Annotated in this window: 24 protein-coding genes and 1 tRNA gene; 17 read left to right on the top strand and 8 right to left on the bottom strand. The window is 63.0% G+C overall.

The genetic code is table 11. The features are described from left to right. Nucleotides 1–34: 34 nt before the first annotated feature. A complete protein-coding gene (locus tag PPN31114_RS06975; protein WP_174987760.1) occupies nucleotides 35–697 on the bottom strand; it encodes an ankyrin repeat domain-containing protein in 663 nt (220 codons plus the stop codon). A gap of 139 nt (nucleotides 698–836) precedes the next feature. Here PPN31114_RS06975 and PPN31114_RS06970 point away from each other — a divergent pair, with 139 nt between their 5' ends. Further along, a complete protein-coding gene (locus tag PPN31114_RS06970) occupies nucleotides 837–1,379 on the top strand; it encodes a peptide deformylase (protein ID WP_150678685.1) in 543 nt (180 codons plus the stop codon). Nucleotides 1,380–1,399: 20 nt separating this feature from the next. Here PPN31114_RS06970 and PPN31114_RS06965 read toward each other — a convergent pair whose 3' ends face one another. Together PPN31114_RS06965 and PPN31114_RS06960 are read right to left on the bottom strand one after the other, a co-directional pair. Beyond that, nucleotides 1,400–1,738 carry a tRNA-binding protein gene (locus PPN31114_RS06965; RefSeq protein ID WP_150678684.1) on the bottom strand — a complete coding sequence of 113 codons (339 nt, stop codon included), beginning with the start codon at nucleotides 1,736–1,738 and terminating at the stop codon, nucleotides 1,400–1,402. A gap of 109 nt (nucleotides 1,739–1,847) precedes the next feature. After that, a complete protein-coding gene (locus PPN31114_RS06960) occupies nucleotides 1,848–2,642 on the bottom strand; it encodes a helix-turn-helix domain-containing protein (protein WP_174987757.1) in 795 nt (264 codons plus the stop codon). A 212-nt stretch (nucleotides 2,643–2,854) separates the two neighbouring features. On the opposite strand from PPN31114_RS06960, the gene ssuE reads away from it, so the two are divergent. From ssuE to gltX, 6 genes are all read left to right on the top strand, one after another. Then, nucleotides 2,855–3,448, top strand: coding sequence for an NADPH-dependent FMN reductase (ssuE, locus tag PPN31114_RS06955; RefSeq protein ID WP_150678682.1), 594 nt, complete (start codon nucleotides 2,855–2,857; stop codon nucleotides 3,446–3,448). Nucleotides 3,449–3,464: 16 nt separating this feature from the next. Further along, the gene (gene ssuD / locus PPN31114_RS06950) at nucleotides 3,465–4,616 is read left to right on the top strand and encodes an FMNH2-dependent alkanesulfonate monooxygenase (RefSeq protein ID WP_150678681.1); all 1,152 of its coding nucleotides are present in this window, start codon (nucleotides 3,465–3,467) and stop codon (nucleotides 4,614–4,616) included. A 58-nt stretch (nucleotides 4,617–4,674) separates the two neighbouring features. Next, nucleotides 4,675–5,565 carry an aliphatic sulfonate ABC transporter permease SsuC gene (ssuC, locus tag PPN31114_RS06945; RefSeq protein ID WP_150678680.1) on the top strand — a complete coding sequence of 297 codons (891 nt, stop codon included), beginning with the start codon at nucleotides 4,675–4,677 and terminating at the stop codon, nucleotides 5,563–5,565. Beyond that, a complete protein-coding gene (locus tag PPN31114_RS06940) occupies nucleotides 5,562–6,503 on the top strand; it encodes an ATP-binding cassette domain-containing protein (RefSeq protein WP_150678679.1) in 942 nt (313 codons plus the stop codon). Before ssuC ends, PPN31114_RS06940 begins: the two co-directional genes overlap by 4 nt. Nucleotides 6,504–6,535: 32 nt before the next feature. Continuing rightward, on the top strand, nucleotides 6,536–6,751 hold the full coding sequence (locus PPN31114_RS06935) for a TOBE domain-containing protein (protein ID WP_010807342.1): 216 nt from the start codon (nucleotides 6,536–6,538) through the stop codon (nucleotides 6,749–6,751). Between the two features lie 199 nt (nucleotides 6,752–6,950). Beyond that, nucleotides 6,951–8,342, top strand: a complete 1,392-nt coding sequence (gene gltX, locus PPN31114_RS06930; RefSeq protein ID WP_150678678.1) for a glutamate--tRNA ligase — start codon at nucleotides 6,951–6,953, stop codon at nucleotides 8,340–8,342. Between the two features lie 115 nt (nucleotides 8,343–8,457). On the opposite strand, the gene PPN31114_RS06925 is transcribed toward gltX, so the two are convergent. Beyond that, a complete protein-coding gene (locus PPN31114_RS06925) occupies nucleotides 8,458–9,324 on the bottom strand; it encodes an inositol monophosphatase family protein (protein WP_150678677.1) in 867 nt (288 codons plus the stop codon). Between the two features lie 299 nt (nucleotides 9,325–9,623). Between PPN31114_RS06925 and PPN31114_RS06920 the strand changes: the two genes are divergently transcribed. Next, nucleotides 9,624–10,448, top strand: a complete 825-nt coding sequence (locus tag PPN31114_RS06920) for an RNA methyltransferase (protein WP_150678676.1) — start codon at nucleotides 9,624–9,626, stop codon at nucleotides 10,446–10,448. Between the two features lie 369 nt (nucleotides 10,449–10,817). Then, nucleotides 10,818–11,597: a serine O-acetyltransferase gene (gene cysE, locus PPN31114_RS06915; RefSeq protein ID WP_150678675.1), complete on the top strand. Its 780-nt coding sequence runs from the start codon at nucleotides 10,818–10,820 to the stop codon at nucleotides 11,595–11,597. 81 nt (nucleotides 11,598–11,678) lie between these two features. Here cysE and PPN31114_RS06910 read toward each other — a convergent pair whose 3' ends face one another. From PPN31114_RS06910 to PPN31114_RS06895, 4 genes are read right to left on the bottom strand one after another with little or no spacing between them, the layout of a single operon-like run. Next, nucleotides 11,679–12,518, bottom strand: a complete 840-nt coding sequence (locus PPN31114_RS06910) for a UDP-2,3-diacylglucosamine diphosphatase (RefSeq protein WP_281350947.1) — start codon at nucleotides 12,516–12,518, stop codon at nucleotides 11,679–11,681. A gap of 28 nt (nucleotides 12,519–12,546) precedes the next feature. After that, nucleotides 12,547–13,041 carry a peptidylprolyl isomerase gene (locus PPN31114_RS06905; protein WP_150678673.1) on the bottom strand — a complete coding sequence of 165 codons (495 nt, stop codon included), beginning with the start codon at nucleotides 13,039–13,041 and terminating at the stop codon, nucleotides 12,547–12,549. Nucleotides 13,042–13,098: 57 nt separating this feature from the next. Then, nucleotides 13,099–13,701 (bottom strand): peptidylprolyl isomerase, encoded by a 603-nt coding sequence (locus PPN31114_RS06900; protein WP_150678672.1) that lies wholly within the window; start codon nucleotides 13,699–13,701, stop codon nucleotides 13,099–13,101. A gap of 53 nt (nucleotides 13,702–13,754) precedes the next feature. Continuing rightward, a complete protein-coding gene (locus PPN31114_RS06895; protein WP_174987753.1) occupies nucleotides 13,755–14,420 on the bottom strand; it encodes a tetratricopeptide repeat protein in 666 nt (221 codons plus the stop codon). Nucleotides 14,421–14,741: 321 nt separating this feature from the next. Here PPN31114_RS06895 and cysS point away from each other — a divergent pair, with 321 nt between their 5' ends. The 8 genes from cysS to PPN31114_RS06855 all read left to right on the top strand — a co-directional run bounded on the left by cysS (nucleotide 14,742) and on the right by PPN31114_RS06855 (nucleotide 23,780). Continuing rightward, nucleotides 14,742–16,145, top strand: a complete 1,404-nt coding sequence (cysS, locus tag PPN31114_RS06890; RefSeq protein WP_150678670.1) for a cysteine--tRNA ligase — start codon at nucleotides 14,742–14,744, stop codon at nucleotides 16,143–16,145. 24 nt (nucleotides 16,146–16,169) lie between these two features. Further along, entirely contained in the window at nucleotides 16,170–17,360 is a 1,191-nt protein-coding gene (locus PPN31114_RS06885) for a DNA-3-methyladenine glycosylase family protein (protein WP_150678669.1), read from the top strand. 154 nt (nucleotides 17,361–17,514) lie between these two features. Then, complete coding sequence (locus PPN31114_RS06880) at nucleotides 17,515–18,483, top strand: acetyl-CoA carboxylase carboxyltransferase subunit alpha (RefSeq protein ID WP_150678668.1); 969 nt, start codon at nucleotides 17,515–17,517, stop codon at nucleotides 18,481–18,483. A gap of 124 nt (nucleotides 18,484–18,607) precedes the next feature. Further along, nucleotides 18,608–20,011 carry a tRNA lysidine(34) synthetase TilS gene (tilS, locus tag PPN31114_RS06875; protein ID WP_174987750.1) on the top strand — a complete coding sequence of 468 codons (1,404 nt, stop codon included), beginning with the start codon at nucleotides 18,608–18,610 and terminating at the stop codon, nucleotides 20,009–20,011. Nucleotides 20,012–20,290: 279 nt separating this feature from the next. Continuing rightward, entirely contained in the window at nucleotides 20,291–21,541 is a 1,251-nt protein-coding gene (locus tag PPN31114_RS06870) for an aspartate kinase (RefSeq protein WP_150678666.1), read from the top strand. Between the two features lie 314 nt (nucleotides 21,542–21,855). Continuing rightward, nucleotides 21,856–21,949 (top strand) — tRNA-Ser (locus PPN31114_RS06865). 124 nt (nucleotides 21,950–22,073) lie between these two features. Further along, nucleotides 22,074–22,415, top strand: coding sequence for an FKBP-type peptidyl-prolyl cis-trans isomerase (locus PPN31114_RS06860; protein WP_150678665.1), 342 nt, complete (start codon nucleotides 22,074–22,076; stop codon nucleotides 22,413–22,415). A 132-nt stretch (nucleotides 22,416–22,547) separates the two neighbouring features. Next, nucleotides 22,548–23,780 (top strand): MFS transporter, encoded by a 1,233-nt coding sequence (locus tag PPN31114_RS06855; RefSeq protein WP_174987747.1) that lies wholly within the window; start codon nucleotides 22,548–22,550, stop codon nucleotides 23,778–23,780. Nucleotides 23,781–23,967: the final 187 nt, after the last annotated feature.

Raw genomic sequence — 23,967 nt, 5'->3', positions numbered from 1 at the left:
TGGACCTGTTTGGGCTTTTTCTCATGCCGGGCATTTAGCTGAGTGCGGACTGCTTTGGGCGGTTGCCATGCAGTGTCTGTTGCAGCGACACCAGCTTTTCGATGATTGCCTTGGGAAGCTTGCGCTCACGGGCGATGGCGACGCTGTCGCGGCCCTTCGCGTCGACAATCGACGGGTCGGCGCCCGCGTCGATCAGCAGGGCAAGCGTCGCCAGCCGCTTGAGCCGTGCCGCATAGAACAGCGGGGTTTCCTCGTGGGCTTTGAGATTGAGCTCCGGTTTCGCTTTCAGGAGGGCGCGGCAGACATCGGCGTCGTCGCGCCAGACCGCCGCCCAGAGCGAATAGCTCGCGTTGGCGCCTCGGCGAAGCAGGTAGTCGACCAAAGGGAGGTTTTCGCCGCGGGCCACCGCATACCAGAGCGGGTTGGCGCGAAAGTCGCCTTCGTCCTCGTCCATCGGGACGAACCGTTCGAGTTCAGCCCCGGCGTCGAGTAGCACAGCGACCGTTTTCAATCCGTTCGGCTCATGCAGCCCGGCGTTGCTGCCGGGTTTGACGGCGCAAGCCCGATGCAACGCCGTATGGCCTTGCGGATCGCTGGCATCGACGAGTTCGGGGGCCGCGGCCAAAAGCGCGGCAACCGTCTGCCAATCCCATGCGCGGGCGGCGGTGAGTAAAGCGGTCTTGGAGGGTTTCGCCACGGTCGCTCCGCATCGATAGATTCGCTGCAATGAAAGATTGTTGACGTGAGGCGCTTGCGAATGAAATTGCATTGCGCGGCATATGCCTACAATCGTCGAATTCGCTCAATCGTTAGCTGTGGACCCGAGGTTGTCAAGAATGAAGCGCGAGATCTTACGTGTGGGGGCGCCGTCGCTAAGCCGGGTTGCCGAGGCGGTGGGAGAGGTGGACGATCCAGCCGTGCGCCGCGATGCGGCCGACCTGCTTGAGGCGCTGATGGCGTTTCGCGAGGCGCACGGTTTCGGCCGGGCGATTGCCGCGCCGCAAATTGGCATCGACCGGCGCATGATTGCGCTCGCCGTGCCGGGTTGGCCCGACGTCATCGTCAATCCGGAAATCGTGTGGACGAGCGCCGAGCGCGTCACGCTCTGGGACGACTGCATGTGCTTTCCCGACACGATGGTGAAGGTCGCGCGTTATGCGTCGATTTCGGTGCGCTGCGTCGATCTCTCGGGCGAAGTCCATCTGAAGGCACAACTGCCGCTGGCCGAAGCCGAACTGCTACAGCATGAAATCGACCATCTCGACGGCAAGTTGTCGTTTGATCGGGCCGTCGGGGAGAACGCTACGGTGCCGCGCAGCGAATTCGAGGCGAATCGGGCGGCCTTTGCACGGCAGGTCGACTACTGCCCCCAGCCGTGAGGCGTCGTGATGAATCGTGATTAGTGCAGGCGCGCGCCGTTGGGCACCGCACGTTCCACGCCCGCGAGCACGATAGCGCCGTTTTCATCGGCGAAGCCGGTCACCAGCACTTCGGACGCGACGCCCGCGATGCGCTTCGGCGCGAAATTGCACACACAGAGCACTTGTCGCCCGACGAGCGATTCAGGCGTGTAATGCACAGTGATTTGCGCGCTCGATGTCTTTACGCCGAGTTCACCCAATTCGACTTCCACCACATAGGCGGGCTTCTTCGCCTTCTCATTGACGCGTGCGGCGACGATCGTGCCCACGCGCAATTCGATCTTCTCGAAATCCTGCCATTCAATCGTATCGGCCATGTTTCGCTTCCCGTATTGCCAGAAAAGCGTCAGCGTAGCGCGCCGACCGCTTGCGGAGATTGTGAAAAACGGCAGACAGGCGATGCAGTGGCGGCACAGCGGCGCGGCGTCAGCCGATGCGCTCACGCCGCCATGCCGCAGGCGTCTGACCGTAGTGCTGCCGGAAGGCGTGCGTGAGGGCGCTTTGATCGTTGAAGCCAACGTCCAGCGCAATCTCGGCGAGCGGGGTGTCGCTGGCGCTCAGCAACGCGGCCGCGCGCGCCAAGCGCAGGCGCATCAGATGCCGATGAGGCGTCTCGCCCGTCATCGCCACAAAGCAATCATGGAAATGCCGCACGCTCATGCCTGCCTCGCGCGCCAACGTCGCGGTATCGAGCGGCGCGGCCAGATCGGCGTGTAGTTGCGCGTCGACGGCGGCCAGATCGAGCTTCAGTGTGCGCAACGCGGGCCGTGCTGGTGCCAGCTTCGCGGTGAGCGCCGCGAGCATTTCACGCACCCCCGGATCGTTGGCACTGAGTGCCGGGGCGTGATCGTGATGTGACGACGCGTGCGCCGCATGCGCCGATACGTACGCAGAAACTTGTCCGACCAACGCCAGCATCGGTGCATCGAGCGCAAAGAACGTTTCGTACTCGAACGCGCGTTCGCTACGTGTCGTGGCCACGAGCGATACCGGCACATCGAGCACCACCTGACAGTTCGGCCCATCGCCCCGGTAGTCGTGCCGCACCCCTGCGGGAATCACGACGCCATTGCGCTCCCCGACGCGTCCGTAGTGCGTCTGCTCGCCGTCGAGCGCAATCGCCATCCGTCCCGAATACCCGATCACGACCTGATGAAAGTCGTGCGTATGGGTGCTGTCGGTCGGATGGTATTCGCGGAGTTCGAGGATGGCGCTGTGCATAAGGCGCGCGGAAAGCATGACTAGGGGTTATGAAAAAACGCGCAAAGCTATCCCGGATTCATTGGTTCGGGCGCACGGGTCGCGTCGCTACACTGATTCTCCAGTGGTCGGGGCGTTCCGGCCCGCATCGGCGTGAAGGCGCCGGTGTGCTTCGAATCCTCAGGGTGAGCGGCGCGTCGATCTGCGCAGACACCCGTCTTTGGCAGGGAAGTATGACATACGCCGTCACGATCTCCGGCAGCCCCTCGGCCGCCTCGCGCAGCGCACGCTTGCTGCGCTTTATCGAATCCGATCTGGCCGCCGCCGGCATTGCCGTGCGCCGCATCGACATCCGGGCACTGTCGCCCGCCGCGCTACTCGCCGCCGATACCACCCACGACGACTTGCGCCACGCGCTCGCACAAGTGGCTGGCGCGCAGGCCGTGATCGTCGCGACGCCCGTCTATAAAGCGGCCTACAGCGGCCTGCTCAAAGCGTTTCTCGATGTGCTGCCGCAGGACGGTCTGGCGGGCAAACTCGTCGCGCCGTTCGCCACCGGTGGCAGCCCCGCCCATTTGCTCGCGCTCGACTATGCGTTGAAGCCGGTGCTCTCGGCGCTCGGTGCCCAGCACATTCTGCGCGGCGTGTTCGCCGTCGATCAGCAAGTGCCGAAAGAGGAGGGCGCAACGCTCGACGCCGCCGTTGCCGAACGCCTTGGCGCGACCGTCGATCAGCTTTCGCAATGGCTGCACGAGCGCGAAGTCATTCGTCAGTGGCCCGCTCGCCAGGCACGCGCCGGGGCGGCGCAAGTCACGCTCGCCGCTTGAGTCGGGAGCCGTTGCGATGCAAGTCTTCTGGTTCATTCCGACACATGGCGACACGCGTTATCTCGGCACGTCCGACGGTGGCCGTGTTTTCGATTTCGACTACGCGCGCCAGATTGCGAGCGCCGTCGATTCGCTGGGTTACGAGGGGGTATTGCTGCCCACGGGCCGCTCGTGCGAAGACGCGTGGGTGACCGCATCGAGCCTCATCGGCGCGACCAAGCGCCTGAAGTTTCTCGTGGCCATTCGCCCGGGCATTGCGTCGCCCGCGCTCACGGCACGGATGGCTTCCACGTTCGATCGCTTGTCGGGGGGCAGGCTGTTGATCAACGTGGTCACAGGGGGCGACGCCGGTGAGCTCGAAGGCGACGGTTTCTTCGCCGATCACGCCGAGCGTTATGAAGTGACCGACGAGTTTCTGCAAATCTGGCGTGAACTGATCGAGAAGTCGCACACCGGCGAAACGGTCGATTTCGAAGGCGAGCATCTGCGCGCGAAGGGCGCAAAGCTGCTGTACCCGCCTGTGCAGAAACCGTATCCACCGCTGTATTTCGGCGGGTCGTCAGAAGCCGCGCGTCAAATTGCGGCCGAACAGCTCGATGTCTATCTGACGTGGGGCGAGCCGCTGGCCGATGTGGCCGAGAAGATTGCCGACGTGCGTGCGCGCGCCGCCAAACTCGGGCGCACGCTGCGCTTCGGGCTGCGCTTGCACGTGATTGTGCGCGAGACGGAAGACGAGGCATGGCGTGCGGCCGATGCGCTCATTAGCAAGCTCGATGACGACACGATTGCGCGTGTGCAAACGCAGTTCGCCAAGATGGATTCGGAAGGCCAGCGGCGCATGGCGGCGCTGCATGGCGGACGCCGCGACAAGCTGGTGGTCGCACCGAATCTCTGGGCTGGCGTGGGACTCGTGCGCGGCGGCGCTGGCACGGCACTCGTCGGCGATGGTCCGACCGTTGCCGAACGGTTGCGCGAATACGCGGCGCTGGGCATCGAGACGTTCATCTTGTCGGGCTATCCGCATCTGGAAGAAGCGTACCGCTTCGCCGAACTGGTCTTCCCGCATCTGCCGCGCGAGTTGCGCGACAAGCTGGGCAACGTGGAACTCGGCGGCCCCGTCGGTGAAGTGATGGCCAACAACATCTTGCCGCAAGCCTCGCAAAGCTAACAGGCCAATACGGGTGACGTGGGTCCGAATCGGCCCGCGCGCCCGGGGAGAAATTCACATGACGCAATCCACACTCGCGCCCGCCACGACGGCAGATGGCGCAATCAGTGCAAGCGGTGTACCCGCTGCATCCGTTGCATCTGGTGCCGAATCCGGCGCATGGCAACGCCTCTGGCGTGTCACCGCTCGTCGGCTCGCACCGTGGCTGGTGCCCATCGTGCTCGTCACGGTCTGGCAAATCGCCGCCGAAGCCGGTTGGCTTTCGACACGCGTGTTACCGGCCCCGTCGGCTGTCGTCGACGCCGCGTGGCAACTCGCTGTGAGCGGTCAGATTTGGCGAGACATCGGTGTCTCCACCGGCCGCGCTGTGCTCGGCTTCGTGATCGGCGGCGGGCTTGGTCTGTTGCTCGGCATGCTCACCGGGTTGTCGCGCGTGGCTGAGACCGCACTCGATTCGTCGTTCCAGATGCTGCGCAATATCCCGCATCTGGCGCTCATTCCGCTGGTGATTCTCTGGTTCGGTATCGACGAGAAGGCCAAGTTGTTCCTCGTCTCGATCGGGGTGTTCTTCCCGATGTATCTGAACACCTACGCCGGGATTCGCGCGGTCGACGGGCAACTTGTCGAGATGGCGCGCAGCTACGGTTTGCGCGGCTGGGCGCTCTATCGCGATGTGATTCTGCCGGGTGCATTGCCATCGATTCTCGTTGGCGTGCGCTTCTCGCTGGGCCTGATGTGGGTGACGCTGATCGTGGCGGAAACCATCTCCGCACAGTCGGGTATCGGCTATCTGACGATGAATGCCCGTGAGTTCTTGCAGACCGACATCGTGCTGGTGGGCATTCTGCTCTACGCGCTGCTGGGCAAGCTGGCCGATGTGCTGGCCAAGGAACTGGAGTTTCGCTGGTTGCGCTGGCATCCGGCCTTTCAACGAGGAACTGCCGCATGAGCGCACAACAACTCGCCCCCGTCGCGGGCACCGATCTCGAAGCGGAGTGGACCGCCGAACAACGGGCGCAATGGGCGCAATCGACGATAACGCCCGCCACCGTCGGGACCAATCTTAAAGTCGTGCGTCAGGCCAATGACAGCGCGGCGTCGTCCGGCCTGCGCATCGACGGCGTGAACAAGCACTACGGCGCGCGCTCGGTACTCAGCGATTTCTCGCTGAACATTCCGCGCGGCGGCTTCGCTGCGATCGTGGGCCGCAGCGGTTGCGGCAAGTCGACGCTGCTGCGTCTGATCGCGGGGCTCGAAGCGCCCGACGCGGGCACCATCGCCCTCGATGGGCATGCCCTCGGGGCGACGTCGAGTCAGGTGTCGACGCGCATCATGTTTCAGGACGCGCGACTGCTGCCGTGGCGCACCGTGCTGCAAAACGTCGCTATCGGGTTGCCCAAGTCGGCGTATCCGCAGGCGCTGGAGGTCTTGCGCGAAGTGGGTCTCGCTGAACGCGCTCACGATTGGCCGAGCCAGCTTTCCGGCGGACAGCGTCAGCGGGTGGCATTGGCCCGGGCGCTCGTGCATCAACCCGATCTGCTGCTGCTTGACGAACCGCTCGGGGCGCTCGACGCACTCACGCGTATCGAAATGCACGCGCTGATCGAGCGGTTGTGGCGCGCTCATGGCTTTACGGCGCTGCTCGTCACGCACGACGTGCAGGAAGCGGTGGCGCTGGCCGATCGCGTCGTGCTGATCGAGCAGGGCCGTTTGGGTTTGAACCAGCCGGTTACGCTCGCTCGCCCGCGCGCTCGCGGCAGTGTGGACTTCGCGCAGTTAGAAGCGCAGGTGCTCGACCGCGTGCTGCAAACCGAATCGAACGGCATGCCGCCAGCGGCTGCCCCTGAACCCAGTTGGCCCGCCGCAACGGTGCGTTGGGCAGTTTGAGTCACACCACTTACTGAACGCAGGAGTTCATCATGGGTATCACCGCCATCAACGTCCGTAACCAGTTCAAGGGCCGTATTCGCGAAATTCTGCGCGGGCCGGTGCTCTCCGAAGTCGACGTCGAAACGCCGAGCGGCATCGTCACTTCGGTCATCACCACGCGCTCCATCGACGAGTTGCGTCTGGACGTCGGCTCCGAAGTCGTGGCGCTGGTGAAAGCCACGGAAGTGTCGCTCGCCAAGCTCTGAGGCCGCCGTCCGGCATGGCTTGCCGGATGAGGTCCGAGGCCGGGGCTGGGAATTTCCGATGCCCGGCTCGGACTGTGCCGCGAATGCACGCACTCGGCTGATATAATGACGGCTTCCGAATGTCGGCGACCCGCCTGCGCGAGACCTACCGCTGCGGGCGTTTTTATTTGTTGCCGACGCGATGCACCGAAGCCAAACCATGACCACTGTCCGCACCCGTTTTGCGCCTAGCCCGACCGGATTCATCCATCTGGGCAACATCCGTTCCGCTCTCTACCCGTGGGCCTTTGCGCGTCACAACCACGGCGCGTTCGTGCTGCGTATCGAAGACACCGATCTCGAACGCTCGAGCGCGGAAGCCGTGCAGGTCATTCTCGAAGGCATGGAATGGCTCGGCCTCGACTACGACGAGGGCCCGTTCTATCAGATGGAGCGCATGGATCGCTATCGCGAAGTGCTGCAACAGATGAAGGACGCCGGTTACGTCTACCCGTGCTACATGAGCATGGAAGAACTCGACGCGCTGCGTGAACAGCAACGCGAGCGCGGCGAAAAGCCGCGTTACGACGGCCGCTGGCGTCCGGAGCCGGGCAAGGTGCTGCCCGAGCCGCCCGCTGGCGTGCAACCGGTGCTGCGCTTCAAGAACCCGCTCGCCGGTAGCGTGGTCTGGGAAGACGCCGTCAAGGGCCGTATCGAAATCTCGAACGAAGAACTCGACGATCTCGTGATCGCGCGCCCCGACGGCACGCCGACGTACAACTTCTGTGTGGTGGTCGATGACATCGACATGGACATCACGCACGTGATTCGCGGCGACGACCACGTGAACAACACACCGCGTCAGATCAACATCTTCGAAGCGCTCGGCAAGAAGCCGCCGATTTACGCGCACTTGCCCACCGTGCTCAACGATCAGGGCGAGAAGATGAGCAAGCGTAACGGCGCGATGAGCGTGGTGCAGTACCGCGAAGAGGGCTTCCTGCCCGAAGCCGTGGTGAACTACCTGGCGCGTCTGGGCTGGGCACACGGCGATGCGGAAGTGTTCTCGCGCGAACAGTTCGTGACGTGGTTCGACCTCGATCACCTGGGCAAGTCGCCCGCGCAGCACAATCCGGAAAAGCTGCTGTGGTTGAACAATCAGTACCTCAAGCAAGCCGATAACGAGCGTCTGGCCGGGCTGACCGAGCCGTTCCTCCAGAAGGCGGGCGTGACGGTCGAAGGCGGCCCGTCGCTGGCTGGGGTGGTGGGGCTGTTCAAGGATCGCGCGAACACGATCAAGGACATCGCGGCGAGCGCCGAGATGTTCTATCGCCATCCGCAGCCGACCGATGAGGATGTTGCGCAACACCTGACCGATACCGCACGCGCTGCCGTGAAGGATCTTGCGACGGCACTGGCTGCGCTGCCGGAGTGGAAGAAGGAAGCCATTTCGCCTGCGTTCAAGGCTACGCTCGCGCAGCACGGCATGAAGATGCCGCAACTGGCGATGCCGGTGCGCTTGCTGGTGGTGGGCACGACGCACACCCCGGCGATCGACGCGGTGCTCGAACTGCTGGGCCGCGAGACGGTGTTGGCGCGTCTGGGTGCCTGACGAGCCCGGCGAGCGCATCGAACGATAGCGCTCGCAGGACAACAAAAAACCCCGGGATGCCTTGGCATCGCCGGGGTTTTTTGTTGCTGCCGTCGCCATGGACGGCAAGCCAAACTTACGCTTGCGGGTTCGCTTCCGAAGCGGCGGCGCTGGCCTTTGCCGGTGCAGCCACGCGCTTGGTGCGCGAGTAGCCTTCGAGCAGCTTGACCATTTGCGCGTAGATCTTCGGGTTGCCCGCGAGAATTTCGCCTTCGAACAGGAAGTCCGACTCGCCCGTGTAGTTGCCCACGAGACCACCGGCTTCGCTCACCAGCAGGCTGCCAGCGGCCATGTCCCACGGGTTCAGACCTTGCTCGAAGAAGCCGTCCATGCGGCCGGCGGCAACGTATGCGAGGTCGAGGGCAGCAGCGCCCGGGCGACGGATGCCGGCGCAATGCTCGGTCATCGTGCCGAACATCTTGAGGTAGTTTTCCACGCCTTGCAGATCGCGGAACGGGAAGCCCGTGCCGATCAGGCCATCGGCCAGACGGTCGCGGCGCGACACGCGAATGCGCTTGCCGTCGATGTAAGCACCACGGCCACGCGAGGCGGTGAACAGCTCGTTGCGCGTCGGATCGTAGATCACGGCTTGCGTCACGATGCCCTTATGGGCGAGCGCGATCGACGTGCAGTAGTACGGCATGCCGTGGATGAAGTTGGTGGTGCCGTCGAGCGGATCGATGATCCATTGGAATTCGGAGCCCGAGTTGCCGTGTTCTTCGCCCGATTCTTCGGCGAGGATGGCGTGGTCCGGATAGGCTTGCAGGAGGACGTCGATGATCGCTTGCTCTGCCGCTTTGTCCACTTCCGTCACGAAGTCGTTGTGCTGCTTCTTGCTGACCTTGACGGTGTCGAGGTCGAGGGTCGCGCGGTTGATGATCTTACCGGCGGCGCGGGCGGCCTTCACCGCAATATTGAGCATGGGATGCTGCGAATGCTGCATGACAGATTCCTGTTAAGGCCACGGCCCGCGTCGAACACGACCCCCTCTGGGCCGGTTGGCAGGCATGGCAGACAAAGCGAACGAATTGGGCAAGAGCGATGCCCGGCAAGTGCCGCAGCTGACTTAGCGGCTCGATTGCAGGGACGAAAACGCGCATTTTAGCAAAATTTGGCCAACCGCGCTGCGTTCTGGGTTCGTTCTGACCCTTATTCGGCGCCACGGCCCCGGCGAATCAGGGCAAAATAGCGGCCTGCGTTGTTTTCCTCCAAGAACGTCACCCCAACTCCTGCCACCTGCTCATGTCCCAATCTGCTGCTCCCGTCACGCCGTCGCTGTTCGATCAAGTGCGTTTTGTTCTCAACGAGACGAGTCACCCGGGCAATGTCGGCTCGGCCGCGCGCGCGATCAAGACGATGGGGTTCGGGCAGTTGGTGCTGGCCGCACCGCGGGCGGGTGCCGATGTGCTGCGCGACCCGGAAGCTGTGGCGCTGGCGAGTGGCGCAGACGACGTGCTGGCAAACGCGCGTGTGGTGCCGGATCTCGATGCGGCATTGCAGGGCGTGAGTTGGGCGGTGGCGCTCTCCGCGCGCACGCGCGAATACGGCCCGCCGAATGCCGAGCCGCGCGAGAGCGCCGCGCTCGCCGTGCAGCATGCCGGGCAGGGCGAGGCGGTGGCCTTTGTCTTCGGCAGCGAGCGCACGGGTTTGTCGAATACCGATGTCGAACGCTGCAATGCGCTCGTACATATTCCGGCCAACCCGGTCTACAGTTCGCTCAATCTGTCGCAAGCGGTGCAACTGATCGCGTACGAAGTGCGCATGGCGTGCCTTGGTGTGGAGCGCGGAGGGGCGGCGGCGTCAGCCGTGACGGCGCTGGCGGCGAGCGCATCGATCGCGACGAGCAGCGCCCCGCACGATCACTTGGCCACCCGCGACGATGTGGAAGGCATGCTCGCGCATCTGGAGCGCGCGCTGGTCGATCTCGACTATCTCGATCCTGAGAACCCCAAGAAGCTGATGACGCGCCTGCGTCGTCTGTTCGCCAAGAGTCATCTCGAGCGCGAAGAGGTCAATATTCTGCGCGGCATCTCGAAACACATTCTCGAGCGTAAGATTCGGCGTTGATCGCTGACGGGCTGAAATAGGTAGCAGGGGAGGTGGGGCCGACGATGCCCTTACCGCGTGTCCGGTCATTTTCCGGGCGTCTGCACGCATTGTGAAAACCCCATACAATTCTCAGTCACAAGCTTATTAGCCCTTCGCGAATATGAACCGTTTGCGCGAGCGTTGCGCCGCTTCCCTGCCTTATCACGTGCACTGTTAACGCACGCCCCCGCTCAGCGGCGTGGCGCGAACGGGCACATCCCATGTGTTTGTCTCGCGTTCCTCGCGCCTCGCAATGTCTGCTGACCTCCGTCGGCACGCTCTCCGGTGAATTCGCACGATCCTGCCCCAAGACGGCAGGACGCGCACTACAGGATTGAAATCAGGCTCATGTTGACCCGTCTTCGCGAAGATATTGCCGCTATCCGGCAAAAAGACCCCGCCGCTCGTAGCAACTGGGAAGTCTTCACCTGCTATCCCGGCTTGCACGCCGTGATGCTCCATCGCGTAGCGAACCGTTGCTGGACGTCCGGCTTCAAGTGGCTCGGGCGCTTCGTGTCGCATTACGCGCGCTTTCTCACGGGCATTGAAATCCATCCGGGGGCGACGCTGGGCCGTCGCGTGTTCATCGATCACGGCATGGGGGTGGTGATTGGCGAGACCGCCATCATCGGCGACGACTGCACGATCTATCAGGGCGTCACGCTCGGCGGCACGTCGCTCTCGCGCGGTGCCAAGCGTCACCCGACGCTGGAGGCGGGCGTCATCGTGGGAGCCGGTGCGAAGGTGCTAGGCGGCTTCACGGTGGGCGAGGGCGCGAAGATCGGCTCGAACGCTGTGGTGGTCAAGCCGGTGCCTGCGGGCGGTACGGCAGTGGGCAACCCGGCGCGCATCATTCGTCCCGATGCGCCGCGTGAGAACGCCGAAGGAAAGCCTAGTGGCAACGGTCGGAAGCAGGAGTTCTCGGCCTACGGCATCACGCCCAACGCGGACGATCCGGTGTCGCTCGCGATTCACGGACTCATCGAGAATGCGACCGATCAGGCGCACAAGATCGACGTGATGGTCGCGGCGCTCAACCAACTTGGCGCGCATCTCGAAGCGCTCGGTGCGAGCAAGATCGACACGGCAGAACTGCGCAAGCTCGGGCGCGAAATTCAGGATATGTAGGGCTTGGTACGTCGGCTTGATGGTTGGGCTTGCGTGGGCCTAATACGTAGGCGCGCACTACGTAAGCCGAATGCGTGAGCGTTAAGCCGACGTCACGAGATCGATCGCACGCAACCCGTGCGAATCCCATTGCAGATAGCCGCCGCGTGGCGGCTCGATATCGAATTCCCAGTCGGGCAGCACCCAGCGTACGCGGCGGCCGTCGGCATGCCGTGCAGGGCGATGCGTATGGCCGTGCACGAGCGTACGCTCGCCGGCTGCATCGAGCAGTGCAGCGATCGCCTGCGCATTCGCATCGGCATACGCCATGCGATGCGCGCCCTTAGCGGCACTGCGCCGCCGGATGCGATCGGCAATCGCCATGCGCAGACGCAGCGGCAACGCAAGAAAGAAGGCCTTGCCCAGCGGCGAATGCGCAACACGCCGGAAGCGCTGATAGCCCACGTCGTCGGTGCATAACTGATCGCCGTGACTAAGCACCAGCGCTTGCCCGAGAAACGAAAACACACACGGATCGTCGAGCATCACCGCGCCTGCTGCGCGCGCGAAGCGCTTGCCCAGCAGAAAATCGCGATTGCCACGCATGATCGCCACGGGCACACCGCTGGCCGACAGTTCCGCAATGGCGGCCGTCATACGGCGAGCGAACGCGCCGAGCGGCTCGGTATCGGGCGTGCCGGTGTGATGGGCGGGGGCATCCTTGTCGACATCGAGCATGTCGTCGCCGACCCAGTATTCGAACAGGTCGCCAAGGATGAAGAGAACGGACGCTTCACGCGCGGGACCGCGCAGGAAGTCTTCGAAAACTTGCACCGTACGCGGCAGGGCCGGCGCGAGGTGAAGATCGGAAATGAAAAGCGCGGGCCCGTCGCCCCGTGGTGTCACGGGACATTGCGGGCACCGCGCAGTCGATACAGGCATCGAGTGTCGTCGGTGACGAGATGGGCGCTTACGCGACGATCACAGCCTTTTCGATGATGACGTCGTCGACCGGCACGTCTTGGTGCATGCCGCGCGAACCGGTCTTCACGCCCTTGATCTGGTCAACGATGTCCTGACCTTCGACGACCTTGCCGAACACGGCATAGCCCCAGCCCGACGGCGTCGGTGCGCTGTGGTTCAGGAAGTCGTTGTCGTTCACGTTGATGAAGAACTGAGCGGTGGCCGAGTGCGGATCGTTCGTGCGGGCCATGGCCAGCGTGTACTTGTCGTTCTTCAGGCCGTTGTTGGCTTCGTTCTCGATCGGGGTCGCGGTGGCCTTTTGTTTCATGCCCGGCTCGAAGCCGCCGCCTTGAACCATGAAGCCGTTGATCACACGGTGGAACACCGTGTTGTCGTAGAAACCTTTTTCGACGTATTCGAGGAAGTTCTTGACCGTCTTCGGTGCTTTGGCTTCGTCGAGTTCGATGCGAATGACGCCGTGATTCGTTTGCAGTTCAACCATGATGCTTTCCTTCTGATGAAATGGTCCCGGCGAGCCGGAGGAGTTCAGTGTCGTGCTTTACCGTTTGACGACGCTGGCCGATTCGATCACGACGGGCGTGACGGGCACGTCCGCGTACATGCCTTTGCGGGTCGTGGGAACACCCTTGATCTTTTCCACGGTGTCCATGCCCGCGACCACCTTGCCGAACACTGCGTAACCATAGCCGTCCGGGCTGGGGTAGTCCAGTGACGAATTATCCGACACATTCACGAAAAATTGCGCGGTCGCCGAATTCGGATTCGACGTGCGCGCCATGGCGATGGTGCCTTTCAGATTCTTCAGGCCGTTTTGCGACTCGATGGGAATCGGCGCGCGCGTGGTCTTTTCGTTCATGTCCTTGTCGAACCCGCCGCCCTGAATCATGAAGCCGGGAATGACACGGTGGAAGACCGTACCGTTGTAGAAGCCGCTGTTGACGTATTGCAGAAAGTTTTCGACCGTCTTCGGGGCTGCCTTCGGATTGAGTTCGACCGTGAAGTTACCGGCCGACGTCTTGAACTGCACCTGCGGCTGAACGTTTTGCGCGAACGCCGACAGGCTGGTGGCGGCGCCGGTAAGGGCAGCCGCCGCGACGGCACCGCCGAGCAGTGCGCGGCGCAGACGATTCGGAAGGGACATGCGGGTCTCCTGGGCTATGAGTCTAGGTGTGTCTGTGACTGCGCAACCGGCGATCAGTTGCCCGACTTGCCGATATTCTTCAGCGCGGCGGCGTCGTTGGGCTTCGCTGGCGAAGGCGTTTGCGCGACCGGCGCGGCACGTTGCGGTGCGAGCATATCGGCAAGCACCTTCTCGCGGGCCGACACGCGCGCGGTCGGCGAAATCTTGAGGGCCTTCTGATATGCCTGCTGTGCGAGCTTGGCGTAGACGTCGCCGAGGTTCGAGTACGCGACGGCAAAGCCCGGGTTGTTGCGGATCGCGTTTTCGAGCGCGGCGCGCGCCTTGTCGTACTCACCGGTTTGCGCATACAGCGCGGCCAGATTGTTGTACGGCTCCGGCAGTTCCGGGAAGTCTTGCGTGAGCGCGGTGAAGGCGTCGATGGCCTCCGGCGTGCGGCCCATTTCCATGAGCACGCGCCCGCGCGTGAAGCGCACTTGCGCGTCGCGCGGGTATTGCTTGATGTGGTCGTCGATCTTTGCGAGGGCGTCGCTGTACTTACGCGCTTCCACGAGCTTGTTGATGGCCGACTCGCTGGCTTGTTGCGGCGTTTGCAGCGGCGCGGGCGGCGGCGGATCGATGATCGCCTGCGCGCCGGCCGGCAGCGCAAACAGTGCACCGGCGAGGCCCAGCGTTGCGCCCGCGAGGGTCAGGGCGTGGGCACGACGACGGGCAGCGTTCATGGAGAAAGCGCTTGTGCGCAGGCGGGAAAGAAGGCGCGTTGCATTGCGCGAAAGGGACCGGCTTCGTTGCGTCATGGTGGGTGCTTGGGATACCTGAGAGGTGCGCAAGAGATGCTATACTCGGCCGCATTCTAACAAAACACCTGCGCCCGGCCTGCGCCATTTGTTCCGATGGCGGCTGATACGGTTCGCAGGTTCGTTTTTTCTACCGCACGGCGCGCAGCCCGCCTCGCGATGTCGCTCCCGCCCGCACGCTTTAAAACGTGTCCGGAGGCATCGTCGCAGCGCCCGGCGCTGTCTCGCCCGGTCAAGCACTTATCTATGGATTCACTCCGCGTCTACAACTCGCTCGCGCGAGACAAACAGCCGTTCGTGCCCCTCGTTCCCGGCGAAGTCCGCATGTATGTTTGCGGCATGACCGTGTACGACTACTGTCACATCGGCCACGCGCGCGTGATGGTGGTGTTCGACATGGTGCAACGGTGGCTGCGCACGCTCGGCTACCGCGTGACCTATGTTCGCAACATCACCGACGTCGACGACAAAATCATCAAGCGCGCCGTCGAGAATGGCGAAACGATGCGCGAACTGACGACGCGTTTCATCGCCGCGATGCATGAGGATGCCGACGCCCTCGGCGTGCAGCGTCCCGATCACGAGCCGCGCGCGACCGACTACATTCCGCAGATGGTCAATATGATCGGCATGCTGCAAAGCAACGGTTATGCGTATCAGGCGGAAGACGGCGACGTGAACTATGCCGTGCGCAAGTTCGCGAACTACGGTCAGCTTTCCGGCAAGTCGATCGAAGACTTGCGCGCCGGTGAGCGCGTTGCCGCGAACACCGCTAAGCAAGACCCGCTCGACTTTGTGCTGTGGAAGCGCGCGAAAGATACCGAGCCCGACGAATCGAAATGGGCTTCGCCGTGGGGCGCGGGCCGTCCGGGCTGGCACATCGAGTGCTCGGCGATGAGTTGCGACTTGCTCGGCAGCCGCTTCGACATTCACGGCGGTGGCGCGGATCTGCAATTCCCGCACCACGAAAACGAAATCGCCCAGAGCGAAGCGGCCACCGGCGAAACGTTTGTGAACTACTGGTTGCACAACGGCTTCGTGCGCGTGGACGACGAGAAGATGTCCAAGTCGTTGGGCAACTTCTTCACCATTCGTGAAGTGCTGGCGAAGTTCGATGCGGAAGTCATTCGTTTCTTCATCCTGCGTGCGCAGTACCGCAGCCCGCTCAATTACAGCGATGCCCATTTGGACGACGCCCGCGGCGGTTTGACGCGTTTGTACACCGCGCTCAAAGACGCCCAAGGCGATGGGGCGCCGCTCGATTGGAACGAACCGTTTGCGCAGCGCTTTGCGGCCGCGATGAACGACGATTTCAATACGCCGATCGCGATTTCGGTGCTGTTCGAACTCGCCGGTGAAATCAACAAGCAGCGCGATCCGGTGCTCGTGCGTCAATTGCTGGGGCTGGCAGGTACGCTCGGCTTGCTCGAACGCGATCCGCAGTCGTTCCTGCAAGGGGCGGCGGGTGCCGACGAAGCCGGTGATGCAGATGCCTTGCGCGCATCGGTCGAGGCGCGCATCGAAGCGCGGGCTCAGGCCAAGCGCGAACGTAATTTCGCAGAAGCCGATCGCATTCGCGCCGAGTTGCTGGCCGAAGGCATCGTGCTGGAAGATCGTCCCGGAGGCGCCACCGAATGGCGTCGTGCCTGAGCGCGGCGTATCGAGGCGAATCTCATGGTGACTCGTAAATCCGTAGCCACGAAGGCTGCGACCCAAACCGCCGCGACCGGGCGTGCCGTCAAGGCCGCCAGGCCCGCGGCCAAGCGCGCCAGTGCTGCGCCCGCCAAGATCACGAAGGCGGACGGCAAGGCGCGCAAGGTCGACGGCAAGGCTGGCGTGAAGACCGCGGCGGGTAAGTCGGGCGTGGTTCCGACTAAACGTGCCAGCAGTGGCAATGGCGCGGCGGCGACTGCCGACAAGCTCAAGAAGCCTGTGAAGGCAGGGAGTGGGGCAGGTGGCGCGGCGACCAAGGCCGTTGCTGGCACCGCTCGCAAGGTGCCGGTCAAGACGACCAACGCCGATACCTCCAGCAAGCCTGCAAAACCTGCATCGCCCGCCAAGTCGACGCGTGCCGCCGGTTCGGCCGCGAAGGGCAATGGTGCTGCTGGCGCCGCTACCACGCGCCGCGTGATCGCCAAGCGCGATGGTGAAACACGCATCGTCACGCCGGAAATTGCCCGCATCGAAGCCGATGTGGTGGAGCAGGCCGTCACTGGCGTGGTGCCGCTGCCTGTAGCGCCCGGTGCGACGCGTCCCGACTTCTGGGATCAGGCCTGCGCCGACCTGATGCGGCGCGATCGCATCCTCAAGAAGCTCATTCCTCAGTTCGGCCCAGCACATCTGACCGGACGCGGCGAGCCGTTCGTCACGCTCGCGCGCTCGATCGTGGGCCAGCAAATTTCGGTGAAAGCGGCGCAAGCCGTGTGGGACCGCGTGGTCGCCATCTGCCCGAAGCTCACGCCGGTGCAGTTCATCAAGGCCGGGCACGACGCACTCGCCGGTTGCGGGCTGTCGCGCCGTAAGGCCGAGTACATTCTCGATCTGGCCACGCACTTCAAGTCGGGTGCGTTGCACGTCGACGCTTGGGCGAGCATGGACGACGAGGCCGTCATCGCCGAGCTGACCGGCATTCGCGGCATTGGCCGCTGGACCGCCGAGATGTTCCTGATGTTCAACCTGCTGCGCCCCGACGTGCTGCCGCTCGACGACGTTGGGCTCATCAACGCCATCAGCGTCAACTACTTCAGCGGCGAGCCGGTCACCCGCAGCGAAGCCCGTGAAGTGGCCGCCAATTGGGAGCCCTGGCGCTCGGTGGCCACTTGGTACATGTGGCGAAGTCTCGAACCGGTGCCCGTCGAATACTGATTGTTCCGCTTAGGACGTATAATCCGCGTCCAATTCCGTCTCATTAGTCATTGTCGGTGTCTATTGTTGGCCAAGAAATGATGAAAGTTGTCTATCTTGGCCGGGTAATCGTCGCCGGCGGTACAATACGCTGCCGCATTTCCGGGGAAACCTGATGAAGAACACCTTTTTGGATTTTGAACAGCCGATCGCCGAACTCGAAGCGAAGATTGAAGAATTGCGCTTTGTGCAAGACGATTCTGCCGTCGATATTTCCGAAGAGATCGAGCGCCTCTCTAAGAAGAGCCAGCAGCTCACCAAGGACATCTATACGAACCTGTCGCCTTGGCAGGTTTCGCAAATCTCGCGTCACCCGCAGCGTCCTTACACGCTCGACTATGTGCGCGACATCTTCACCGACTTTCATGAGCTGCATGGCGACCGGACGTTCTCGGACGACCACGCCATCGTCGGCGGCATGGCCCGCTTCAACGGTCAGGCTTGTATGGTCATCGGTCACCAGAAGGGCCGCGACACCAAGGAGCGCGCCATGCGCAACTTCGGTATGCCGCGCCCCGAGGGCTATCGCAAGGCAATGCGCCTGATGAAGATGGCCGAGAAGTTCGGTCTGCCGCTGTTCACGTTCGTCGACACGCCGGGCGCTTACCCGGGTATCGATGCCGAAGAGCGCGGTCAGTCGGAAGCCATCGGTCACAACCTGTTTGTGATGGCCGAACTCAAGACGCCGATCATCACCACGATCATCGGTGAAGGCGGCTCGGGCGGTGCACTGGCGATTGCCGTGGCCGACTCGGTCTCGATGCTGCAATTCTCGACGTACTCGGTGATTTCGCCGGAAGGTTGCGCGTCGATTCTGTGGAAGAGCGCGGCCAAGGCGCCGGAAGCTGCCGAAGCCCTGGGTCTGACGGCCCACCGTCTGAAGGCACTCGGCCTGATCGACAAGATCATCAACGAACCGCTTGGCGGCGCACATCGCGACCCGCTCGGTATGGCCGGCATGCTCAAGCGTGCACTGGCCGATTCGCTGCGCCAGTTCCAAGGCATGAGCCACAAGGAACTGCTCGAGCGTCGCTTCGAGCGCATGATGGGCTATGGCAAATTCAAGGAAGCCGGCGCCAAGTAAGTCGTCGCCCAGCGCATCGCCACCACTCGTGGCGATGACGCCCGGCGCTACACCGCCCGTGTCCTCCTCGCCGCACACCGCTGCCGCGTTCGCATCCACCCGATGCGACGCGGCAGTTGTTCATGTGGACGTCGCTTTGCGCGTCGCGTTGGCGCATGCTTTCGCGCAGTCGGATCTCGTCGCCCCACGACTCGCATTAGCCCTTAGCGGCGGACTCGATTCCATCGTGCTGCTCGACGCGCTCGCGCATTGGGTGCAGGCGCGGCGTGATGCCGGTGAGGCGGTGGCTCAGCCGCTCGCGATTCATATTCATCACGGTCTCTCCGAACACGCCGACGCGTGGCTCGCCACATGCGAGCGCGAAGCGCGTCTGCGCGGCTTTGCATTTGAATCGCGTCATGTGGATGTGCCGCGCAATGCCCGCCAGGGCATCGAAGGCGCGGCACGTACCGCGCGCTATGCAGCGCTGGCCGAATGCTGTGCAGCGCACGGCATCGACGCGTTGCTCACAGCGCACCACGCGAACGATCAGGCCGAGACGGTGCTGCTGCAAATGCTGCGCGGCGCGGGGCTACCGGGCGTCGCAGCGATGCCTTCAACGGGGACGCTGCCCGTTGCCTCGCGTGCTATGTTGCTTCGCCCACTGCTCGACGTATCGCGCGAGACGATGCGCGCCTATGCCAAGGCGCGTTCGTTGACATGGGTAGAAGATCCCTCGAATCAGGACCGTCAGTACCTGCGCAATGCGCTGCGTCATGACGTGATGCCTGCCATCGCGGCGCACGTCCCGGCGTATCGCGAGACGCTTGCCCGGTTCGCTCGTCATGCGGCGCAAGCGCAGTCGCTGCTCGATCAACTGGCGCAGATCGATTTCGATGCGGCCCACGTCGTTGGGACGGGTTTGCAGCGCAGCCGATTACAGGGACTCGATGTGGCGCGTTTGGCGAATCTGCTGCGGTATTGGGCTGCGCGCGAAGGGCTCGCCGCGCCGCCGGAGGCGCGTCTCGACGAGTGGGTGCGGCAGATTCGCGATGCGCAACCCGACGCCTCGCTCACGTTGCCGCACGGCGATGCGGTGTTGCGCTTGTATCGCGATGTTCTGCAATGGACACCCGTCTACGACGCTGCCGACGACGATCATTCTGCCGACGATGTCGCGCTGCACTGGTCGGGAGAGTGCGTCTGGCCGCTGCCGCAATGGCAGGGGAGTGTGGCGTTTGCGCCGGTGACTGAATCCGGTGAGTCGGGCGTTGCGGGCATCGCCGAAGCGGTATTGCGCAAGCATCCGCTGATCGCTCGCGAGCGGGCAGGGGGCGAACGCTGGCGCGAACATCCCGACGGGCATTCCCGTTCGCTCAAGCATTGGTATCAGAACAAGGGCGTGCCAGCGTGGCAGCGTCATGTGCCGATCATCTGGCAGGGCGCGAACATCGTGTTCGTACCGCGTCTTGGTATCGACGGCACGGCTCTGGGTGACGAGGATGCCGATGGCCCGCGCTGGCAGATGACGTGGCGCGACGAGGCCTGAGCGGCATCGAGGGCTGCGCCGCACCACACGATGCCGTTATCTCCGTCTTTGATCGGGCTGTACGGCATATCCCCTCGCAACCCCGGTAATCTGCGGCACACTCTGCTGCCGGATGCGGCGCATGAGGCGCTTCACGGTGCAATCTGCGCCAAACCGGCTCATGCGCGATACATTCGTGCGATAATCAAAAGTTCCGCGAATCGAAACGTCATCGATACCCCTTTCAAGGTATCCGCGCAGGATTCATAAACGGTTTTAAATCAATGTGTTAGCAATGTTATGGCTCTGATCGTACACAAATACGGCGGCACGTCGATGGGCTCGGTGGAGCGCATCAAGAATGTCGCCAAGCGCGTGGCCAAATGGCATAAGGCCGGTCACAAGATGGTGGTGGTGCCGTCGGCAATGTCCGGCGAAACCAATCGTCTGTTGGGTCTGGCCAAAGAGATTTCGGCCGAACCGGATCCGCGCGAACTCGACGCGATTGCCGCCACAGGCGAGCAAGTGAGCGTCGGCCTGCTGGCGATTGCCCTCAAAGAGCAGGGCGTCGATGCCGTGAGCTACGCCGGCTGGCAAGTACCGATCAAGACCGACAGCGCACACACCAAAGCCCGTATTTCGGAAATCGACGACGCACGCGTGATGGCCGATCTGAACGCCGGCCGCGTGGTGGTGATTACCGGTTTCCAGGGCATCGACCCGAACGGCAATGTGACCACGCTCGGCCGTGGTGGCTCGGACACCTCGGCGGTTGCCGTGGCCGCTGGCCTGAAGGCTGATGAATGCTTGATCTACACCGACGTGGATGGCGTGTACACGACTGACCCACGCGTGGTCGACGAAGCGCGTCGCCTCGACAAGGTGACCTTCGAAGAGATGCTGGAAATGGCCAGCCTCGGTTCGAAGATATTGCAGATTCGCTCGGTGGAATTCGCCGGCAAGTACCAAGTCAAGACTCGCGTGCTCTCGAGCTTGACGGATCCGATGATGGCGCTCGACGAAGAAGCGCGCTCGGGCACGCTGATTACTTTTGAGGAAGACGAACAAATGGAAAAGGCCATCATTTCGGGTATCGCATTTCAGCGCGACGAGGCCAAGATCACTGTGCGTGGCGTGCCGGACCGCCCGGGCATCGCTTATCAGATCCTCGGCCCGATCGCCGATGCGAACATCGATGTCGACATGATCATCCAGAACCAGAGCGTGGACGGTAAGACCGACTTCACGTTCACGGTGCCGCGTGGTGACTTCCAGCGCGCGATGTCGCTGCTGCAAAACGACGTGCAAGGCCATATCGGTGCCGCCGAAGTGTCGGGCGACCCGAAGGTCTCGAAGGTCTCGATCGTCGGCGTGGGCATGCGCTCGCACGTGGGTATCGCCAGCAAGGCGTTCCGCACGCTGTCGGAAGAAGGCATCAACATCCAGATGATCTCCACTTCGGAAATCAAAATCTCGGTGCTGATCGACGAAAAGTACATGGAGCTCGCCGTGCGCGCGCTGCATAAGGCTTTCGAACTCGATCAGGCGTAAAGAAGTGAACACGTCGCTCGCGTAGGCGCGCGACGTGTGCGTTATTCGGTAGGGCGAGTGACATCGACGCACTCGCCGTATCGCGAAGTGTTTGAATCGGCAGTAAAAAATCGCGTCGGATTTTGGTGAGCCGGATGCGGCGCGAAACGACATTGCGGTGTCGTGATGCGGGGAAAACTCCCCGTACGTGGCGAAAGCATGACAGGTGCGCAAAAAAAGTTGGATTTTGATGCGCATAATGTTTGACGGCACGCGGAACACTAGGTAATATCACGCCTTCGTTACATCACCTCCCTGATGTGACGACAAGTTTGGGAGACGTGGCCGAGAGGTCGAAGGCACTCCCCTGCTAAGGGAGCATCTGGGCCAAAACCTGGATCGAGGGTTCGAATCCCTCCGTCTCCGCCAAGTCGCCTTGGCGGAACACCCCCGGCTCTTCGCGGAGAGCCGGGGGTTTTTTCTTTCCCGAGTTCGCGCGTTGGCGATACCTCGCGCGTCGATTTCTTCCCCCCCTCTTCGAGCGAGAACCACGATGTCGATCATCACTACCGATTCCGGCCTGCAATACGACGACCTCCAAGTGGGCGACGGTGCAGAAGCCACCCCCGGCCAAACCGTGACCGTGCATTACACCGGCTGGCTCACCGACGGCAAGAAGTTCGATTCCAGCAAAGACCGCAATGATCCGTTCGCCTTCGTGCTGGGCGGCGGCATGGTCATTCGCGGCTGGGATGAAGGCGTAGCCGGCATGAAGGTCGGCGGCAAGCGCAAGCTCATTATTCCGGCCGAACTGGGCTACGGCGCACGCGGCGCCGGCGGTGTGATTCCGCCGAACGCGACGCTGGTCTTCGAGGTTGAACTGTTGGACGTCTGAACCATCGAACGCCGTATCTGACCGATACGGTCGATGTCACAGACACCCCCGGTGCCTCGCAGGCACCGGGGGTGTTGTCTTTTTACGTGTGCCATCGTCATGAGCGCTGGACACACAAAGGAGCCTTACGAGGTGTCTCACTCAGCAACTCCTGTTTCACGATTCTGGTTTCCCTTCTCGCTGGTGCTCTTCGAGTTCGCGGTTTATATCTCGAACGACATGATCATGCCCGGCATGCCGCTGGTGACGCGCGAATTCGGCGCGTCGGCGGAAATGACCACCCTGGCACTGACCGCCGCCATGCTCGGTAACGCGAGCTTGCAATGGCTGCTGGGCCCGCTCTCCGATCGCTTTGGACGCCGACGCGTATTGCTCTCGGGGCTCACGATGTTCGTGCTCGCGTGCTTTGCCATGCACTTCGTGCAGAGCATGCCGCAGTTCATCGCGCTGCGTTTCCTGCAAGGCATGGGCTGTTGCTTCGTCCTGACCGTGGGCTACCCGACGGTGCATGAAGCGTTCGAAGAGAAGACGGCGGTGCGCGTGATGGCGCTCATGGCGAACGTGTCGCTGCTCTCGCCGTTGTTCGGTCCGCTTGCGGGGGCTGCCGTGGTGTCGTTCTGGCCGTGGCGCAGCATCTTCTGGCTGATTGCGCTGGTGGCGGTGGCGTCGTTTATCGGGCTGTATCGCACGATGCCGGAGCTCTCGCGCTTCGACCGCAATTCGCTCAATGCGAAGACGCTGTGGGCCGGTTACAAGCTGCCGCTCTCGAGTGCACGCTTTTGGCGAGGCGCGGTGCTCACGGGCGTGGCGATCACACCGCTGCTCTCGTGGATTGCGCTGGGGCCGGTGTTTTTGATCGAGCGTGCGGGCCTGTCGCAGATGCATTACGCGATGTTGCAGGTGCCGGTATTCGCGGCGCTGATTCTTGGCAACGTGTTGCTCGCGCGTCAGGTGGGGCGCTGGTCGAACGGCCGCCTGCTGGCGACCGGTGTTGCGGCGATGCTGATCGGTGCGGCGGTGTCGCTCGTGGGTACGGCGATTCTCGCGCCGGGGTATCCGGCCTTGCTCGTGGGGACGTCGTTGCACGCGTTCGGCATGGGCATGAGCTACGGGGTGGTTTACCGGCAGTCGTTGTTTGCTGTGGATAGCCCGAATCGCGCGACGGTCGCGGGCATGCTCAGCATGATTACGATTGTGGCCGCCGTGATTGTGATCGAAGCCATGAAGGTGGCGTATCTGCACTTCGGCGATGCGGCACTCGGCATCGGCGCGATGATGGCGGCAGCGTTGGTTGCTGTGCTCGCCGCGAACTTCGTGCCGCCGCCCGCGCAAGACGTGCTCGCTCAACCGGGACGTCAGACGTAATCGCATTAGCGCAGCAAAAAACAAAACGCCAGCGAAAGCAATTTCGCTGGCGTTTTTTATCGGCGTTCGTTGCCGGAGGCTTCCGCATGTTCGGCGTGTTGTACTTCGCCATCATGCGCCGGGGCCGTGCGCGATTTGCTCGTGGATGGCGATGCAGCACCGGGTGCCGATGCTGTCGAAGCCGGGG

Source organism: Pandoraea pneumonica (assembly GCF_902459645.1).
In the GTDB taxonomy this organism is placed as follows: Bacteria; Pseudomonadota; Gammaproteobacteria; order Burkholderiales; family Burkholderiaceae; genus Pandoraea; species Pandoraea pneumonica.
The sequence above is the reverse complement of the archived record's forward strand: the minus strand, read 5'-3'. Positions and strand labels throughout refer to the sequence as shown.

Coding starts and splice junctions, on each gene's coding strand:
- PPN31114_RS06970 (WP_150678685.1), top strand. CDS start 837: ATGAAGCGCGAGATCTTACGTGTGGGGGCGCCGTCGCTAAGCCGGGTT.
- PPN31114_RS06965 (WP_150678684.1), bottom strand. CDS start 1,738: ATGGCCGATACGATTGAATGGCAGGATTTCGAGAAGATCGAATTGCGC.
- PPN31114_RS06960 (WP_174987757.1), bottom strand. CDS start 2,642: ATGCACAGCGCCATCCTCGAACTCCGCGAATACCATCCGACCGACAGC.
- ssuE (WP_150678682.1), top strand. CDS start 2,855: ATGACATACGCCGTCACGATCTCCGGCAGCCCCTCGGCCGCCTCGCGC.
- ssuD (WP_150678681.1), top strand. CDS start 3,465: ATGCAAGTCTTCTGGTTCATTCCGACACATGGCGACACGCGTTATCTC.
- ssuC (WP_150678680.1), top strand. CDS start 4,675: ATGACGCAATCCACACTCGCGCCCGCCACGACGGCAGATGGCGCAATC.
- PPN31114_RS06940 (WP_150678679.1), top strand. CDS start 5,562: ATGAGCGCACAACAACTCGCCCCCGTCGCGGGCACCGATCTCGAAGCG.
- PPN31114_RS06935 (WP_010807342.1), top strand. CDS start 6,536: ATGGGTATCACCGCCATCAACGTCCGTAACCAGTTCAAGGGCCGTATT.
- gltX (WP_150678678.1), top strand. CDS start 6,951: ATGACCACTGTCCGCACCCGTTTTGCGCCTAGCCCGACCGGATTCATC.
- PPN31114_RS06925 (WP_150678677.1), bottom strand. CDS start 9,324: ATGCAGCATTCGCAGCATCCCATGCTCAATATTGCGGTGAAGGCCGCC.
- PPN31114_RS06920 (WP_150678676.1), top strand. CDS start 9,624: ATGTCCCAATCTGCTGCTCCCGTCACGCCGTCGCTGTTCGATCAAGTG.
- cysE (WP_150678675.1), top strand. CDS start 10,818: ATGTTGACCCGTCTTCGCGAAGATATTGCCGCTATCCGGCAAAAAGAC.
- PPN31114_RS06910 (WP_281350947.1), bottom strand. CDS start 12,518: ATGCCTGTATCGACTGCGCGGTGCCCGCAATGTCCCGTGACACCACGG.
- PPN31114_RS06905 (WP_150678673.1), bottom strand. CDS start 13,041: ATGGTTGAACTGCAAACGAATCACGGCGTCATTCGCATCGAACTCGAC.
- PPN31114_RS06900 (WP_150678672.1), bottom strand. CDS start 13,701: ATGTCCCTTCCGAATCGTCTGCGCCGCGCACTGCTCGGCGGTGCCGTC.
- PPN31114_RS06895 (WP_174987753.1), bottom strand. CDS start 14,420: ATGAACGCTGCCCGTCGTCGTGCCCACGCCCTGACCCTCGCGGGCGCA.
- cysS (WP_150678670.1), top strand. CDS start 14,742: ATGGATTCACTCCGCGTCTACAACTCGCTCGCGCGAGACAAACAGCCG.
- PPN31114_RS06885 (WP_150678669.1), top strand. CDS start 16,170: ATGGTGACTCGTAAATCCGTAGCCACGAAGGCTGCGACCCAAACCGCC.
- PPN31114_RS06880 (WP_150678668.1), top strand. CDS start 17,515: ATGAAGAACACCTTTTTGGATTTTGAACAGCCGATCGCCGAACTCGAA.
- PPN31114_RS06870 (WP_150678666.1), top strand. CDS start 20,291: ATGGCTCTGATCGTACACAAATACGGCGGCACGTCGATGGGCTCGGTG.
- PPN31114_RS06860 (WP_150678665.1), top strand. CDS start 22,074: ATGTCGATCATCACTACCGATTCCGGCCTGCAATACGACGACCTCCAA.